This is a genomic window from Nesterenkonia halobia (genome assembly GCF_039536005.1).
Classification (GTDB): Bacteria; Actinomycetota; Actinomycetes; order Actinomycetales; family Micrococcaceae; genus Nesterenkonia; species Nesterenkonia halobia.
On the sequence record NZ_BAAAYG010000002.1, the window covers coordinates 325,033 to 340,592 of the forward strand.

Annotated in this window: 16 protein-coding genes; 7 read left to right on the top strand and 9 right to left on the bottom strand. The window is 70.7% G+C overall.

The window, feature by feature from the left end:
* Positions 1–115: 115 nt before the first annotated feature.
* Positions 116–727 (bottom strand): Rv1352/Rv1906c domain-containing protein, encoded by a 612-nt coding sequence (locus ABD652_RS02210; RefSeq protein ID WP_344717694.1) that lies wholly within the window; start codon positions 725–727, stop codon positions 116–118.
* 804 nt (positions 728–1,531) lie between these two features.
* On the opposite strand from ABD652_RS02210, the gene ABD652_RS02215 reads away from it, so the two are divergent.
* From ABD652_RS02215 to ABD652_RS02230, 4 genes are all read left to right on the top strand, one after another.
* Positions 1,532–2,128 carry an ABC transporter permease gene (locus ABD652_RS02215; RefSeq protein ID WP_344717696.1) on the top strand — a complete coding sequence of 199 codons (597 nt, stop codon included), beginning with the start codon at positions 1,532–1,534 and terminating at the stop codon, positions 2,126–2,128.
* 61 nt (positions 2,129–2,189) lie between these two features.
* Positions 2,190–3,251 (top strand): ABC transporter substrate-binding protein, encoded by a 1,062-nt coding sequence (locus tag ABD652_RS02220; protein WP_344717698.1) that lies wholly within the window; start codon positions 2,190–2,192, stop codon positions 3,249–3,251.
* A complete protein-coding gene (locus tag ABD652_RS02225; protein WP_344717700.1) occupies positions 3,251–4,063 on the top strand; it encodes an ABC transporter ATP-binding protein in 813 nt (270 codons plus the stop codon). Before ABD652_RS02220 ends, ABD652_RS02225 begins: the two co-directional genes overlap by 1 nt.
* Before the next feature lie 187 nt (positions 4,064–4,250).
* Positions 4,251–4,994, top strand: a complete 744-nt coding sequence (locus ABD652_RS02230) for an SDR family oxidoreductase (protein WP_344717702.1) — start codon at positions 4,251–4,253, stop codon at positions 4,992–4,994.
* Positions 4,995–5,015: 21 nt separating this feature from the next.
* Here ABD652_RS02230 and ABD652_RS02235 read toward each other — a convergent pair whose 3' ends face one another.
* Positions 5,016–5,948: a VOC family protein gene (locus tag ABD652_RS02235; RefSeq protein ID WP_344717704.1), complete on the bottom strand. Its 933-nt coding sequence runs from the start codon at positions 5,946–5,948 to the stop codon at positions 5,016–5,018.
* 140 nt (positions 5,949–6,088) lie between these two features.
* Between ABD652_RS02235 and ABD652_RS02240 the strand changes: the two genes are divergently transcribed.
* Entirely contained in the window at positions 6,089–6,472 is a 384-nt protein-coding gene (locus tag ABD652_RS02240; RefSeq protein WP_344717706.1) for a PadR family transcriptional regulator, read from the top strand.
* Positions 6,473–6,727: 255 nt separating this feature from the next.
* Positions 6,728–7,249 (top strand): hypothetical protein, encoded by a 522-nt coding sequence (locus ABD652_RS02245; protein WP_344717708.1) that lies wholly within the window; start codon positions 6,728–6,730, stop codon positions 7,247–7,249.
* Positions 7,250–7,276: 27 nt separating this feature from the next.
* Here the strand turns inward: ABD652_RS02245 and ABD652_RS02250 are convergent, their stop codons facing one another.
* The 4 genes from ABD652_RS02250 to ABD652_RS02265 all read right to left on the bottom strand — a co-directional run bounded on the left by ABD652_RS02250 (position 7,277) and on the right by ABD652_RS02265 (position 10,502).
* Positions 7,277–8,038: a flavodoxin family protein gene (locus ABD652_RS02250; protein WP_344717710.1), complete on the bottom strand. Its 762-nt coding sequence runs from the start codon at positions 8,036–8,038 to the stop codon at positions 7,277–7,279.
* Between the two features lie 66 nt (positions 8,039–8,104).
* Positions 8,105–9,334, bottom strand: coding sequence for a glutaminase (locus tag ABD652_RS02255; protein ID WP_344717712.1), 1,230 nt, complete (start codon positions 9,332–9,334; stop codon positions 8,105–8,107).
* A gap of 84 nt (positions 9,335–9,418) precedes the next feature.
* Positions 9,419–9,787, bottom strand: a complete 369-nt coding sequence (locus ABD652_RS02260; protein WP_344717714.1) for a GNAT family N-acetyltransferase — start codon at positions 9,785–9,787, stop codon at positions 9,419–9,421.
* A gap of 49 nt (positions 9,788–9,836) precedes the next feature.
* The gene (locus tag ABD652_RS02265; RefSeq protein WP_344717716.1) at positions 9,837–10,502 is read right to left on the bottom strand and encodes a hydrolase; all 666 of its coding nucleotides are present in this window, start codon (positions 10,500–10,502) and stop codon (positions 9,837–9,839) included.
* A gap of 204 nt (positions 10,503–10,706) precedes the next feature.
* Between ABD652_RS02265 and ABD652_RS02270 the strand changes: the two genes are divergently transcribed.
* Positions 10,707–11,351: a hypothetical protein gene (locus tag ABD652_RS02270; RefSeq protein WP_344717718.1), complete on the top strand. Its 645-nt coding sequence runs from the start codon at positions 10,707–10,709 to the stop codon at positions 11,349–11,351.
* 51 nt (positions 11,352–11,402) lie between these two features.
* Here ABD652_RS02270 and ABD652_RS02275 read toward each other — a convergent pair whose 3' ends face one another.
* The 3 genes from ABD652_RS02275 to ABD652_RS02285 form a co-directional block, all read right to left on the bottom strand.
* Positions 11,403–12,059 (bottom strand): TetR/AcrR family transcriptional regulator, encoded by a 657-nt coding sequence (locus ABD652_RS02275; RefSeq protein ID WP_344717720.1) that lies wholly within the window; start codon positions 12,057–12,059, stop codon positions 11,403–11,405.
* Between the two features lie 109 nt (positions 12,060–12,168).
* On the bottom strand, positions 12,169–14,430 hold the full coding sequence (locus ABD652_RS02280) for a YhgE/Pip family protein (RefSeq protein WP_344717723.1): 2,262 nt from the start codon (positions 14,428–14,430) through the stop codon (positions 12,169–12,171).
* Positions 14,427–15,224: a heme ABC exporter ATP-binding protein CcmA gene (locus tag ABD652_RS02285; protein ID WP_344717724.1), complete on the bottom strand. Its 798-nt coding sequence runs from the start codon at positions 15,222–15,224 to the stop codon at positions 14,427–14,429. The genes ABD652_RS02280 and ABD652_RS02285 overlap by 4 nt, the downstream gene beginning before the upstream one ends.
* Between the last annotated feature and the right edge of the window lie 336 nt (positions 15,225–15,560).

Sequence of the window (15,560 nt, forward strand, 5' to 3'; positions counted from 1 at the left end):
CTTTCCAGTCCTATCCGGTGCCCGAGTTCGCGAAGCTGAGACGCCCCCTGCACCGGTGATGGAGCGAAATCTGAGTTCCCTCCATCACCGGCCGGGTCAACAACGCGGGTGGGTCTCACTGCCGAAGAGTCCACTCACCGCATCCGTTCGTCTCGAACGCCACATCAGTCTCGGCGATCGTCACCAGAGCCTGCCCCTCGGAGACGTTGTTGTTCGTGATGATGTCGTCGAAGTCTCCGCCCGTGCCGGAGAGCCGCGCCCAGTAGCAGTTGATGCCGGTGACCTTCGTGCTGTACGTGCCGGCCTCGATGTCCTCGCCGACGATGTACACGCCTGTCCCCGGAATCGTGTTCTCCTCGACCTCGGTCTCCTGCGTCGAGATCTCCTCCTCACGCGTGTCCAGGTCCTCCTCCCGGGTATCGAGGTCGGAGCTGCGGGAGTCGAGGTCGGAAGCACGAGTGTCGAGCTCCTCTTCGCGAGTGTCCAGCTCCGAGCCACGCTCGTCGGCAGCCTGCTGCTGCTCTTTGAGATCAGCAGGCGGGACCTCGACCTCTTCAGTCTCGGTTTCAGTGATCGTCTCGGTCTCGGTGACGACTTCAGGTTCGGGATCCGCGGACGCCGCGCCGCCCAGCGTGGTGCCCACGATGAAGGCCACGACCACGCCGACGACCCACGGCCACCGGCGGCGCTTCTTCGGCTCCGGCGCCGCGCCGGGCGGCGGACCCATCGGCGGCTGCGGCGGGATGGGCGGCGGCGGTCCCATCGGGGCGGGAGGGCCGGGAGGCCCGGGAGGCGGTCCGGCGGGTCCGCCCGGCGCAGGAGGCGGAGGCATCTGCGCGGGCGGGCCGGGCGGCTGTCCAGGGGCTGGCGGTCCGTCGACCGGTGGAGGCCCGGAAGGCTGCCCAGGTCCCGCGCCGTCGTCAGGCGGGGGCGGCTGCGGCGGGATCGGGCGGGTCGGCTCGTCGTCGTGGGACATCTGAAGCTCCTCATCCAGGTGCGCGTGGTGATCTGCGGCGACTCATCGGCTCCCTCGACCGGCGGGTGCGAAGCGCCGGTCGGTGGCCCATGAGTCGTGTACGTCACACTACGGGCGGGCTCTGACATCGATGCCTGCAGCATCGCCCTGCGCATGCAGTCAGTGCTCCGGCGTGTGTCGGGGGCGCCGCACACCCGTCACGGGTTCGCCTTGACGCGGCACTCATGGACGGTCTAGCGTGATGTGAATCACGATGGAAAGCGCATTCTGAACGGTGTGGAGTGACGCACTGATGACGAGGAGAGGCGAGGCATGACGACAGAGGCTCCTGAACGACGAGGGGCGCGCACTGAGTCGCCTGCCAAGTTCCGGGGAAATCCCTGGTCAGGGCGGATGTCAGCGGTCGCATACCCGGCTGCATTCATGCTGTTGGTCGTGCTGCTCTGGTGGGGTGCCACCTCCACGGGGATGGCGCCTCCGTACATCCTTCCGTCCCCCGGGGACACATGGGCAGCGCTATCCGAGAATGGTGCGTACCTGGCCCTCCATACGTGGGTGACGACGATCGAGACCATCGTCGGCTTCCTCATCGCCGCCGTCGTGGGCGTCGGCATGGCGGTGATCATGGTCTACTCGCGGACGCTCGAGCGGACGTTCTATCCGATCATTCTCTTCGCTCAGGTCATCCCCAAGATCGCCATCGCCCCGCTCTTCATCGTCTGGCTGGGTTTCGGGCCCGAGCCGAAGGTCCTCGTCGCCGTGCTGATGGCGTTCTTCCCGATCGTCATCGCCGGCATCAGCGGGCTCCGGTCGGTTGATCCGGAGGCTCTCGAGCTCGCCTCCATCATGGGCGGCTCGCGGTGGAAGACCTTCATCAAGATCCGCTTCCCCGCTGCGCTGCCGGAGCTGCTCTCCGGGCTGAAGGTCGCCGCGACGTTGGCGGTGACCGGCGCCGTCGTCGGTGAGTTCGTCGGCGCCAACGAAGGCCTCGGCTATGTGATCCTCCAGGCCAACGGCAATCTCGACACGGCGATGCTCTTCGCCGCGCTGATCATCATGTCCGCCCTTGGTGTGCTGCTGTTCCTCATCCTCGAGGTCATCGAACGGATCTCCATCCCGTGGCACGCCTCCCACCGCAACAAGGACGCCTGAGCAGAGACGCTCCGCGACGTTCCGCCGGTCATCGCCGGCGAACCATCAGAAAGGGATCTCCATGACCCGCATGACCCACGAGAACTCGATGACGAAACAGTCGCGCTTCTGGTCGCTGACGGCGATGCTGGGTGCAGGAGCGCTGGCCCTGACCGCCTGCGGCGGCGACGGCGAATCTGACGCAAGTTCCGGCGGCGATGGTGACCTGGACGAGGTCAGCCTCATGCTGAACTGGTACCCCTATGGTGAGCACGCACCGTACTACTACGGCGTCGACGAGGGCATCTTCGAGGACCACGGGATCGACCTCGAGATCCAGGCAGGCCAGGGGTCGACTCGGACGGTGCAGGCCATCGGCACCGGAGAGGCCGACTTCGGGTGGGCCGATACGGCCCCGCTCATGTCCAACATCGACCAGGGCGTCTCCGTGAAGAGCGTCGGAGTGTTCCTCCAGACGACGCCGTCGGCCGTCCAGTTCTTCTCTGACTCGGGCATCGAGGAGCCTGCCGATCTGGAGGGCAAGACCATCGCCGTCTCGGCGGGTGACGCGCCGACGTCGACCTTCCCGCAGTACCTGGAGGAAGCCGGTGTCGATGCCGACGCGGTGAACCAGCAGAACCTGGATCCGGCCGGCAAAGTCTCTGCGGTGATCTCCGGTCAGGTCGATGGACTCATCGGTTTCGCTCACGATCAGGGGCCGCAGATCGAGGACGAGAGCGGCGACGACGTCTCGTACCTCCGTTACAGCGACGTCGGGCTGAACTTCTACTCGAACGGTCTGCTGGCCAGCCAGAGCACCATCGACGACGACTCCGACCTCGTCGAGCGCATGGTCGCCGCGACGTCCGAGGCATTCGACGCCGCCGTCGAGGACCCGGAGGCGGCCGCCGGCGCGATGGAGGGCGAGGACCCGCAGTTGCCCGCCCAGAGCGTGGTGGTCGAGCAGTGGAAGCAGACCAGCGAGATCCTGACGACGGAGAACTCCGAGGGCGAGGCCCCGGGGTGGAATGCCGCGGAGGATTGGGAGAACACCATCTCGGTGATGGCCGAGGCTGAGCTGATCGACGAAGAGAAGCCGGTCGAGACCTACTACGACGACTCCTTCGCTCCGGAGGGAGAGTGATGACTGTGGCGACGCCGAGCCCATCGACCGCCGTCGAGACGGACACCCTGGTCAACGTCGACGACATCACGATCCAGTTCGACACCAAGAAGAGCTCCGTCGTCGCGCTGCGGGGCGTCTCGCTGCAGATCCAACGTGGCGAGTTCATCGCCATCGTCGGGCCCTCCGGGTGCGGCAAGTCCACGCTGCTGCGGGCCATCTCCGGCATCACCCCCACGACGGAGGGCAGCGTCTCGCTGCGTGGCGACCAGGTGGTGGGACCTCGACAGGACGTCGGATTCGTCTTCCAACGACCGGCACTGATGCCGTGGCGCGACGTGCGTCGCAACATCCTGCTGCAGGCAGAGATGCGGGGCATGGACCGGGCAGAAGCGCGTGAACGCTGCGAAGACCTGATCCAGTTCACCGGACTCACCGGATTCGAGAAGTCGCTGCCGCACCAGCTCTCCGGCGGCATGCAGCAGCGGGCGGCGCTGTGCCGTTCTCTGCTTCATCAGCCGGATGTGTTGCTCATGGACGAGCCCTTCGGCGCCCTCGACGCGCTGACCCGCGAGAAAATGAACGTGGAGATGCAGCGGATGTGGCGTGAGCGGGACATGACCTCGGCGCTCGTCACGCATTCGGTGGCCGAGGCGGTCTACCTGGCGACCCGTGTGGTCGTGATGGGGGCCCGTCCCGGGCACGTCGTCGAGGAGTTCACCGTGAACCTGCCTCGCGAGCGCGACTATGAGGAGACGATGGAGGACCCGGAATTCCATCGCGTCGCCGGGCGGGTGCGCGAGCTGCTCGGGAGCGCGTCCTCGCACGAGTGACATCAGAGTGCCCGGCGTGGTCGGGCGGCTCATCGCGACGTGCCGGTGGTCGGCCGATGTCGTGTGGTGCCGGCTCCGACCCGAACCCTGGCCGCTCGGTGCTCGCGAGCATTAGCGTGGCGGCAGGCCGTGTTGAGCGGATCGGCTGGTGCCGACCAGTTGCATCATCGGGAGAGCGGAGACCATCATGCAGATCGCCGTCGCCGGAGCCACCGGCACCGCCGGAGCGTCCACCGTCGCGCTGGCGCGGGAGCGCGGCCACCACGTCGTCGAGATCTCCCGCTCCGCCGGCGTCGACCTGCTCACCGGGGAAGGACTGACCGCGGCGCTGGCCGGCGTCGACGTCGTCATCGACGCCTCCAACCTGAGTCTGCAGGATACCGAGGAGGACCTCGTCGAGGCCTACGCGCAGGCGACGACGCGACTGATCGCCGCCTGCCGCAGCGCCGGCGTCGAGCATCTGGTCTACCTGTCGATCAGCACCATCCACGACCCGGCCTTCGACGAGTTCCCCTACTACCTGGCCAAGCGCGCCCAGGAGCAGGTCATCCATGACAGCGGCTTCCCGGCGACGATCATCGCCACCACCCAGTGGCACGAGTTCGCCGTGGATCCCGCCGCGGTGACGATCGGCGACTATGAGGTCACCGTCCAGGACTGGCTGATCCAGCCGGTCGCCGTCGCCGCCGTCGCCGAGGTCCTGCACGACGCCGCGCATTCGCGGCTGCCGCGCCGCTCGCTGGCTGGACCGGAGACACTCCGGCTGCCCGAACTCACCGAGCGTTACCTCGCTGCCCGCGGCGACGAGCGGCCGGTGCGCACTGTCGAGGCGGTGATGCCTGCGCTGGCCGAGGGAGCGCTGCTCGCGCCCGAAGGTGCCGAGCTCATCGGCCCGTCGGTGAAGGAATGGCTGGCCGGCCAGGCGCAGTGAGCGCACCGGCCCGCTGTAGCCTCACCGTTCGAGCAGCTCCTCCGTCTCGGTGCCGGGCACGGCCACGGAGACCTGGGTGCCCCAGGGGTCGCGGGTGACCACGCGGCGGCCGTCGTCGTCGAAGTCCAGCCCGGCCGCGCGGTAGCGGGCGACCAGCGCATCCAGGTCCTCGCGCTGCGGCACGGTGATGGCCAGATCGCCCAGCCCCAGCCGTGAGGCGCGCGGGCCGGCGCCGCGGCTGTTCCAGGTGTTCATCGCCACGTGGTGGTGATACCCGCCGGCGGAGGCGAAGAGCACGCCGGGCATGTCCGCGGTCGGGTCGAAGCCCACGGCGCGGACGTAGAAGTCCTGCGCCTGGGCGACGTCGCCGACCTGCAGGTGGACGTGTCCGACCACCCCGGCTCGCTCGGCCCCGGCGTCGAGGACGCCCTGATCCAGGTGCTCGCGCAGGTACTGCTGCGGGTCCAGCGGCAGCGAATCCATGGTGACCCGTCCGTCGTGGACCTCCCACATCGACCGCGGGCGGTCTCGGTAGATCTCGATCCCGTTGCCCTCCGGATCGGTGAAGTAGAAGGCCTCGCTGACCAGGTGATCGGCCGAGCCGACGAACCGCGAGAGCGGGTGCTGCGCGGCCCGGTAGAGGGTCGCGGCCAGGCTGGCCTCATCCTCGACGAGGAAGGCGGTGTGGAACAGACCGGCCGCGCGCGGATCCACTGCGTCCATGCCCGGCGCATGGACCAGCCGGACCATCGGAGTGGTGCCGCGGCCCAGCACCCGGTGGACCTCGCGGCCGCGGGTGCGTTCCTGCAGCGGCACCATCGCCAGGGCGGTGGCGTAGTACTCGGACATGACTTCCAGGTCACCGACGTGCAGGGTGACCGCGTCCATCGCCGTCGCCGGGTTGATGACGCGCTCGGCGTCGGGGCGGTCGAAGGCGGGGGAGGTGTGTGACATGGCGGGCCTCGCTGGGGTCGGGCGGGGAAGTTCCCGCCGAATGGTTGTTGCAACAACCATCAACGCGGGTGGTGCCTCGAATGTTCCCGGCCTCACGCGACTAGGTTGCCAGGCTGACTAGTCAGCCGTACGATCTAGTCATGACCTCGACGCCTCACGAGCCGGAGGAACGGCCCGCCGAATGGCCGTCGGAGTGGCCTTCCGAGTGGCTCCGCGCCGTCCTCGAGCTCTGCGTGCTGCGCATCCTCGCCGACGGCCCGACCTACGGCTACGAGATCGCCGCGCGCCTGGCCGACGAGGGACTGGGCACGGTCAAAGGCGGCACGCTCTACCCGCTGCTGACGCGCTTCGAGCAGTCCAGCCGGGTCGACGTCGACTGGCGCCCCGGCGACGGCGGCCCGGGGCGGAAGTACTACCTGCTCACCGACGCCGGCCGCGCCGACCTCGCCGCACGCCGCGCCGCCTGGCACCAGTTCGTCGCCACCACTGCTGACATCCTCGCCCCGCAGGAGGAGACGCCATGACCCGTTCCCGCTCCGCCGACGCACGTTCTCTGGAACAGACGCTGGCCCCGCACGTCGACCGCCGATGGGCCGGCGACTTCATCGTCGAGCTGCGGCTGCGCGGCGTCGCCGGCCCCGACATCGGCGCCGCGCTCGCCGAAGTCGACTCCCACTGCGCCGAGAGCGGCGAACCGGCGGGCGAGGCCTTCGGGGGGTGCGGGGGAGTACGCCCGCAGCCTGGGCCTGCCGGAGACCGACCAGCAGGCGACGACGGCCGTGCTGCGCCGTACCCTGCCGACCCTGGTGCAGCTGGTCGGGATGGTCACCGTCATCACCGCTGCCCCGGCGATCGCCGCAGGGGAGGCGATGAGCGTCAGCGCCGGCGCACTGGTCAGCGCTCTGGTGCTGGTGGCGGTGATCCTCGCGCTCGGACTCTGGCCGGAGAAGACGTTCGGCGCCCTGGCGGGCCCGCGGTGGAAGGCCGCCGTCATCGCCCCACTGTCCCTGGCGCTGATCGTCGCGCCGACGATCCTGCTGCGTCAGGAGCTGCTCGCCGCCCCGGCCGGACCGAGCCTGGCCGCCGGCGCCGTCGTGCTGCTCGCCGGGGTGTTCTGGGACCTGGTCCTGGTCCGCCGCGAGGCCCGCGACCTGGATCAGGACATGCTGCTGACTCCGTGGGACGGTGCCGCGGAGCGCGATCGCCGACGGCGCGGCGTCGCCTGGGCCGAGCGGATCCGGCTGCTGATGATCCCGACGGTCACAGCAGTCATGGCCGCAGTGTTCCTGCTGCTCGGCTGACGGCAGTCGGCCGCCGAGCCGCAGCGGTCACCGGTATTCGGGGTTCACATGCTCGGCCCCGGTGCCGGCGTCCCAGGCACGGCGATCGTTGCCGGAGGAGGGGATCCCGCCGGCGGTGCGGAGCATCGCCGCCAGATGCATCAGGTTGTAGGTCATGAACGTGGTGTTCCGATTGGTGAAGTCGTTCTCCGGGCCGCCGGAGCCCGGGTCCAGGTAGGACGGGCCGGGGCCGGCCTCGCCGACCCAGCCGGCGTCGGCCTGCGGCGGAATGGTGCAGCCGAGGTGCTGCAGGCTGTAGAGCACGTTCATCGCGCAGTGCTTGATCCCATCCTCGTTGCCGGTGAACAGCGCCCCGCCGACCCGGCCGTAGTAGGACGACTGGCCGGCGTCGTTGAGGTCGCCGGAGTTCGAGTAGAGCCGCTCGATGACCCGCCGCATCACCGAGCTGTTGTCGCCCAGCCAGATCGGGCCGGCCAGCACCAGGATGTCGGAGGCCATGACCGTCCGGTGCAGCTGCGGCCACTCGTCGCTCTCCCAGCCGTGCTGGGTCATATCCGGCTGCACGCCGGGGGCGATGTCATGGTCCACCGGGCGGATGATCTCCACACTCACCCCGTGGTGGCGCATCAGCTCGGCACTGGCCTCCACCAGAGCCCCGGTATGGCTGACCTCCGGGGACGGCTTGAGCGTGCAGTTGAAGAAGGTCGCGCGCAGATGGCTGAAATCCGGGGCGGTCGCCGCGGCGGAGTGCCGACCGGCGGTCTGCGTGTCGTGATCAGTCGATGTCATGGGGCACCTCGCTGTCCGATTGCCGATGATCGATGGGGGGGAGGGCGGCGCCTCACCGGGCAGGCGTCACCGCCGCTCGGGGCGGCCGCCGTCGCCGAGATCCGGGTCGGGCAGCACCTCGCCCGGATCATGCAGCTGGACACGGACACCGTCGAGCCGCAGCCGCCGCAGCCCCTCCAGCGTCATCCGGCGGCCGACGTCGCTGACAGTGTGCACCCGCGAGACGTCCAGCAGCACGGTGTCCCGGCGCAGGGTGGCCATCAGATCCAGCAGCTGGGCGGCGGCGGTGAACTCCACAGTCCCGCGCAGCACCAGCGTGGCGGCGGTGCCGTCGTCGTCCAGCTCCACCCGGTCCGGCAGGCCGCGGTCCGCGGCGAACAGGTGCATCCCCATGTCCGCGGAGAGCCGCTCGAAGGCCATGCGCCCGCGGACGCTGTTCCCGCGAGCGTCCAGACGCGGGGAGAAGGCGCTGATGCCGGCCCGGTCGGGCAGCACGCCGACCATCCCGCCGGCGACCCCGCTCTTGGCAGGGATGCCCACCCGGGTGAGCCAGTCGCCGGCCGCGTCGTACATGCCGGCGGCGGCCATCACGGCCATGACCTGCCGGGCCACCTCCGGCGGCATCAGCTGCTCGCCGGTGCGCGGCTGGACTCCGCCCGCGGCCAGCGTCGCTGCCATCATCGACAGGTCCTCCACCGTCACGAGCAGCGCACACTGGCGGACATAGCCCTCCACGAGCTCATGGGCCGGATCGTCGACGATGCCGTAGGTGCGGAGCATATGGGCGATGGCCAGGTTGCGGTCTGCCGTCTCCAGCTCCGAGGCGGCGACGCGTTCGTCGACCGCCAGCTCCCGTCCGGCCAGCCGCGAGCACAGCGAACGGATCCGCTCGACGCGGTCGGCCGCCGTCGTCGTCGGGCCGACCAGCAGCGCATGGGCGGTGATCGCCCCGGCGTTGATCATCGGGTTCTTGGGCCGATGCGTCTCGCCCTCCAGGGAGAGCTCGTCGAACGCCTCGCCGGAGGGTTCGACGCCGACGACCTCCAGCACCCCGTCCAGGCCGCGGTCCATGATGGCCGCCGCGTAGGCGAACGGCTTGGAGATGGACTGGATGGTGAAGGCGACCTCCGCGTCGCCGGCGGAATAGGTGCTGCCGTCGGCGGAGGTGATCGCCAGGGCGCTGCGGTCGGGGTCGGCCGAGGCCAGCTCCGGGATGTAGTCGGCCGTCGCGCCGTCGTCGACGTCGCGCAGCTCGGCGAGGACTTCCTCGAGGTAGTCGGGGATCGGGGTCTTCATGCCGCCGGGCGTCCTTTCAGAGTCGGGCCCGGGGCCTGGAGCAGGCCCCGGGCGACTCGATATCCCGAGTGCGTGCGGGTCAGGTCAGCGCAGCGCCTCCAGATGCGCCGGGCGCACCGCGTCCACGGCGTCGTCGACCTCGTGATGGGACTCGAGCCACTTCTTCACGTACGGGCAGACCGGCACGATCCGCCATCCCTCGACGGCGCTGGTCTCCAGCGCGGAGCGGGTCAGCGTGCTGGCCAGCCCGAGACCGCCGAAGGCGTCGAAGATCTCGGTGTGGTGGAAGATCCGCTGGCCGTCGTCGGGCAGGTCCTTGTACAGCGAGAAGCCGGCGAGCTCCTCGCCGACGTGCACCTCGAAGCGGGACTCCTCGCCGTTGCGGCGGACGGTCTCCTGGTGATCGGAGGTGCCGGGGGAGCCGGAAGCGGCGGTGGTGTGGTCGTCGGACATGGGTGTTCCTCCTGAGGGTCGGGCTGGCGGCGTCGGCGGGGCCGGCGGCTCAGCCGCGGCCGTCGACGCCCTCGGCGTCGTCCAGCCGCTGTTTGCGGGGGAAGTACCACTGCATCACGCCCCGCAGGTTGTCGGCGTCGGGCCGAGCCCAGTTGCGCATCAGCTCGCCGCCGAAGGAGATCGTGGTCACCGGGCTGGCGCCGGCGGCGATCATCCGGTCGAAGGCGCGGTCGTGCGCGACGGGGCTGATGCCGCCGACGGCGTCGGCGACCGGGTAGACCTCGTAGCCGGCGGCGAGCATGTCCAGCGTCGGGAACGTCAGGCAGACCTCGGTCCAGAGCCCGGCGATGACGACCTTCGTCCGGCCGGTGGCCTCGACGGCGGCGCGGAACTCGGCGTCCTCCCAGGCGTTGACCCCGGTCCGGTCGATCTCGCCGACGCCGGGCAGCTCGTCGCGGATGGCCTGCGCGGTTCCGGAGTTCACGCCCATGTCGACGCCGACGGTGGAGAGCACCACCGGGATGTCATAGGCATGGGCGATCTTGGCCAGACCGATGACGTTGAGATCGATGCGCTCCCGCGAGGCCGAGGTCACCGTGCTGTACTGCTCCGGCTGGTAATCGATCAGCGCGAGCACACAGTTCCCCGGGGAGAGCAGGTGATCCTGCTGCGGGTCCCGGGCCGGCTCCTGCTGCGTCTTGGGGTGCTGAGACATGATCGTCATCCTCCCGGAATCGTGGCCGAGCTCACAGGGCTCCGCTTCCTGAGGCAGAGTAGCACCGGCGCCCCGGGCCTGTCCGGACGCGATCCGGTGCGACGACGACCTCCCGACTGTCGTTCTGCGCCGGCGTTCAGCCGAACGTCCTATCCTCCCGACGCGTCAGGCAGATCACCCCCACAGCAGGCGAGGAGGACAGCCATGCTCGACACTGACCGGACGGACCAGACACGCACCCCCGTGCCGGAGGAGACGCCCGACGGCGACGACGGCGCGGCCCTCGCCGCGGCACCTGCCGCGGCACCTGAGCCGATGCCCGGGGCCCGCCGGACCGTCGCCGTCGTCGTGGTGGAAGTGCTCGGGGCGCTGGCACTGGCCTGGAGCACCGCCGCGCTGCTCTCCGACCACGGCGCGCGCATCACCCTCGGCGGAGCCATCACCGCAGCGCTGCTCGCCGCCGCCGGGGCCGTCGTCGTCGGGCTCGGCCCGCGGATCCTGCGCGGGCTGGCCGAGCGACCCGCCCCGCTGATCGTCGCGATCCTGCTGGCCGGCGCGGTCATCGCGCTGCCGGTGCTCGTGCTGCCGCAGGTGCTGGCCACACTGGCGCCCGGCGCGCCGATGCTGGTCTCGATCCTGGTGGTGCTCGCCGCCTGGGGCGTCGGCTATGCCGTGCTGACCACCGGTGCGGCCGATCCGCTGCTCGACGACCACGCGCTGCGGGAACGCCGACGTGCGCTGCGCCGGCGGACGCTGGCGATCGCGGTGGTGCCGATGCTGATCATCCTCGCCGGCGGCGCCTGGTGGGTGCAGAACTGGCTCGCCGAGCAGAACCCCTTCGGCGGCTGAGGCCCGGCGGCCCGGTGACGACACTTCCCGACGACGCTTCCCGACGGCGCCTCAGGCGCCCGGCACCATCGCCACCAGCGCCTCGACGCAGTCGTCCACGCGCCACTCCGGATGCGTGGTGTGCCGATCGATGGCCAGCGTCACCGCCGCTGAGAGCAGCCCGGTGGCGGTGATCTCCAGCCGCGTCCGGCTCGCCGGCGCGCGCCCGGCGCCAGCGGCGACGGCGGCGTCGAGCGCGGCCAGCTGGTCGGCCAGCAGCGCGACGATCGACTCCTTCTCCGCCCGCAGCTGCTGAGCCTCGTCGTCCCGCCGGCGGGCCAGCGCGAAGGCGACCAGTCCGGTGAAGGAGGGGTGGGCGTCGAGGAACTCCACCGCCGCCCGCAGCCGGGCGGCGAAGCCGGCGCGCTCGCCGTCGTCGGTGTCGGGGTCGACGTCGTCGCGCTCGCCGCGGGGCTCGGCGCGCTCGGCGGCGGCATCCATCATCACGCGCAGCTCCTCGCCGCCGTGGACGAGCATCTCGCGCACCAGCCGGTCCTTGGAGCCGAACTGGTAGTAGACCGATCCCTTGGCCACTCCGGCGATCGCGGCGAGCTCGTCGACCGTGTGCTCGTGGACGCTGCGATGATCGTCCAGGGTCATCATCGCCTCCAGGATCCGCACCCGGGCGGGGCGCTTCGGGCCCGGTGCGGCGTCGGCGTCGTCGGTCATGCTGCTCCTTCTGGTGCGGGTTCTGCTGCTGCGGGCGCTGCTGGTTCCGGCGCTCCTGCTGGTGCCAGCACGGCGGGTGCTGGACTCCATCCTCCCGCGCTCCGGGGCCTCATGCCGCCTCGGCGAAGGGCGGCTGCAGCCGCTTCAGCGACCACGTCTTCTTCCGCCGCACCGCGACGGTCATGATGGTCAGCCCCACGGCGGCGGTGAGCACCAGCGCCGCCGCGGCCGTCGTCGCCGAGGACAGCTGTCCGCCGTAGATGGCGTGGCGCAGCCCGTCGACCACATAGCTCATCGGCAGCCACTGATGCAGCGCGGACAGCCCGTCCGGCAGCGTCTCGGCCGGATAGGTCCCGCCCGAGGCGACCAGCTGCAGCACCAGCAGCACGATCATCAGCATCTTGCCCGGATTGCCCAGCAGCGTGACCACCCCCTGGATCAGCGCGGTGAACGCCAGCGAGGTCGCGGTCAGCAGGCCGAAGGACATCCACGGATGCGCCGGCTCCAGCCCGAGCCCGAAGACCACTGCGGAGTAGACCAGCCCGGCCTGGGCCAGCGAGAGCAGCAGGAACGGCAGCCAGGAGCCGATCACGATCGCCGCCGACGGCGCGTTGGAGGCCAGCGCCCGCGGCGAGACCGGCCGCAGCACCTGGATCATCACCAGCGCGCCGATCCACAGCGACAGCCCGAGGAAGTAGGGCGCCATGCCGGCCCCATAGCTGCCGGCCTCGGTCTGGGCGGTCTCGGCGATGCGCAGCGGATCGCCCATCACTGTGGAGAGCTCGTCGCGCTCCTCTTCGTCAGGATCGGGCACATCCTCCGCGCCGGAGGAGAGCCCGTCGGTGAGCTCGCCGGCGCCGTCGACCAGCTGCGTGGAGCCGTCCTGGGCGCCGGACAGCCCGTCGCGCAGCGAGACCGCACCCTCGGAGAGGTCGGTGGCGCCGGTGTCGAGCTGGGCGGCGCCGGTGATGAGCTCGTCGACGCCGGCGTCGACGGCGGTCGCGCCCTCGGAGAGGTCGCTCGCCCCGGCGGAGAGATCGTCGGCGCCGGAGGACAAGGTGTCCGCGCCGTCCTTCGCCGACTGGGCGCCGGCGGTGAGATCCGGCAGCTGCGTCGCCAGCGAGCCGGCGCCGTCGGCCAGCTCCGAGCTGCCCGACTCCAGCTCGGCCGCGCCGTCGGCGACGTCGCGGGAGCCGGCGGCCAGCTGGTCGATCTGCTCCTGCGCCTCGGTCAGCTCAGTGCGGGTCTGCTCGGCTCGGTCCAGCAGCTGCGAGTCCGCGGCGGTGGAGGCCAGCGCCTCACGGGCGGAGGCGACGTCGTTCTCGGCGATCACCCCGGCCTCGACCAGCTGGCCGACGGTCTCGTCCACCCGGCCCTCGGCGTCGGACTCGAACTGCTGGATCACCTCGGAGGCCTCGTGCGAGGCGGCCGAGAGCTGCTCGTTGCCGTCGGCGACCTGCTCGGCGCCCTCGGTCAGCGAGTCCAGTCCGGTGTGCAGCTCCTCGGCGCCGGCGGAGAGCTCGCCGGCGCCGGACTCGGCGGCCGCGGCGCCGTCGACGAGGCCGCCCAGCCCGGAGGAGAGGTCGCTCGCCCCGGTGGAGAGGTCGTCGGCTCCGGAGGAGAGCGTCGAGGCGCCGTCGTCGAGCTGGCCGGTGCCCTCCTGGAGATCGCCCAGCCCGGCGGAGAGATCGTCGACGCCGTCGTCCAGATCCGCCGCGCCGCCGGCGAGGTCGGAGGCGCCGGAATGCAGGGTGACCAGGCCGTCGTCCAGGTCGGAGGCGCCGTCGGTGAGGTCGGACGCGCCGTCGGCGGCCTGCAGCATCTGCTGATGGATCCGCCCGAAGCCGGTCAGCAGCTGGTCGGCGGACTCCTCACCGACCTGCGCGGCCACTGAGGCGTGGACCTCGGAGGCCAGCGAGTCGACGATGCTGGACAGCAGGTAGTTGTTGGCGTCGTTGGTGACCACCTGCAGCTGGGCCTGCTCGGCGGACTCGAAGTCGCCGGGGGAGGCCAGCGCCGCGGAGAAGTCCTGCGGGATCACCAGGGCGAACTGCTGGTCCCCGGAGGCGACGTTCTCCTCGGCCTGCTCGACCGAGTCGATGTCGACCCAGTGGAAGGAGGCGTCGTCGGCGAGCTCCTCGGCGACATCGTCGCCGATGGACTGCGACTCGCCGTCGAAGTCCGCGCCGTCGTCGAGGTTCACCAGCGCGGCGTCGACGTCTTCCAGGTTCCCGGTGGGATCCCAGTTCGCGTAGAGGTAGATGCCGCCGTAGATCACCGGAACCACCGCCAGGGCGAGGACGGTGAGGATCGGCAGCACGCTGTCGGTCAGTCGCGACAGCTCGGAGCGGATCAGGCGCAGGAAGGTCATCGGTCCTCCGCGGGGGAGTCGTGGGTGGTGTCGTCGGTGGTGCTGCCGGGGTCGCTGTCCGGGGTGGGGGCGTTCTCCGGGGCGGGCGCGTCGGCGTCGTCGGCGTCGTCGGCGTCGGCGTCGTCGGGGTCCTCGGGGTCCTGGGGGCACTCGACCGGCGGTTCTCCGGCGGAGACGACGCGGTGGTCCGTGCCGGCCGGGGCGCGATCGACGACGGCGATCAGGCTGGTGGCCGACTCTTCGTCGACCAGGGCGGCGAGGGTGTCCTCGAGCGTCTCGCCGGTGAGGTCATGACGATCGGGGGAGTCGAGCACCGCGAGACGGACCTGGGGATCGGCGAAGGCCAGCAGCGTGAGCAGCTCGATCCGCTCGGGGGCCGGCAGCGCATCGACGTGGTCGCCGGCGACCCCGCTCCAGTCGTGGGCCTGCATCCAGGCTCGCGGTGAGGACGGGATCCTGTCGCGACGGTGCGGCAGCCGTGCCCGCAGCGGGCGCAGGCCGAGCGACTCGGCCACGACGCGGCGGACGCTCATGAAGTGTTCCGGGGAGGTGATCCCCTCGGCGTCGACGACGGCGGCGGCGCGACGGCGAGCCCGCAGGCCGGGCTCGTCGTCGAGGAGCAGCTCGCCGTCCTCGGGCGCCATGCGGCCGGAGAGGATCAGTGAGGCGGCGGTGCGGCCCGCGGGGGTGGGGATCTCGAGGAAGACCAGCTCCCCGGCGGCGATCCGGAAGCTGGTGGGCGGCACGATGAGGGCGTGCCGGTCATGGAAGCTCATCGAGCGCACATCGAGCATATGTCGATCGTACTGAACTGACTGGTCAGTCTAAAAGTTTCGTGAGCGACGGAACATCGGGGTGGTGGGGTGGGTCCACGAGGCGGTGGGGCCGGTGGTCCGTGCGGGCGCCGCTTGTCCCCGTCCAGTTGGGCGGGGAGCTCGCCGGCGTCGACGATCTCGAGGGCTGCGCCGGTTCGTCCCCGTCCAGTTGGGCGGGGCCGCCGTCTCGCCTCGTCCAGTTCTCAATTCCCGGCCCAACTGGACGGGGAGTTCTGAACACGACGGGGCGGAGCGGATCGTCTCCGCGTGTGAGGGGTCTCCACAGCCTGATCAGGTCGAGTTGCGGCCCGTCGT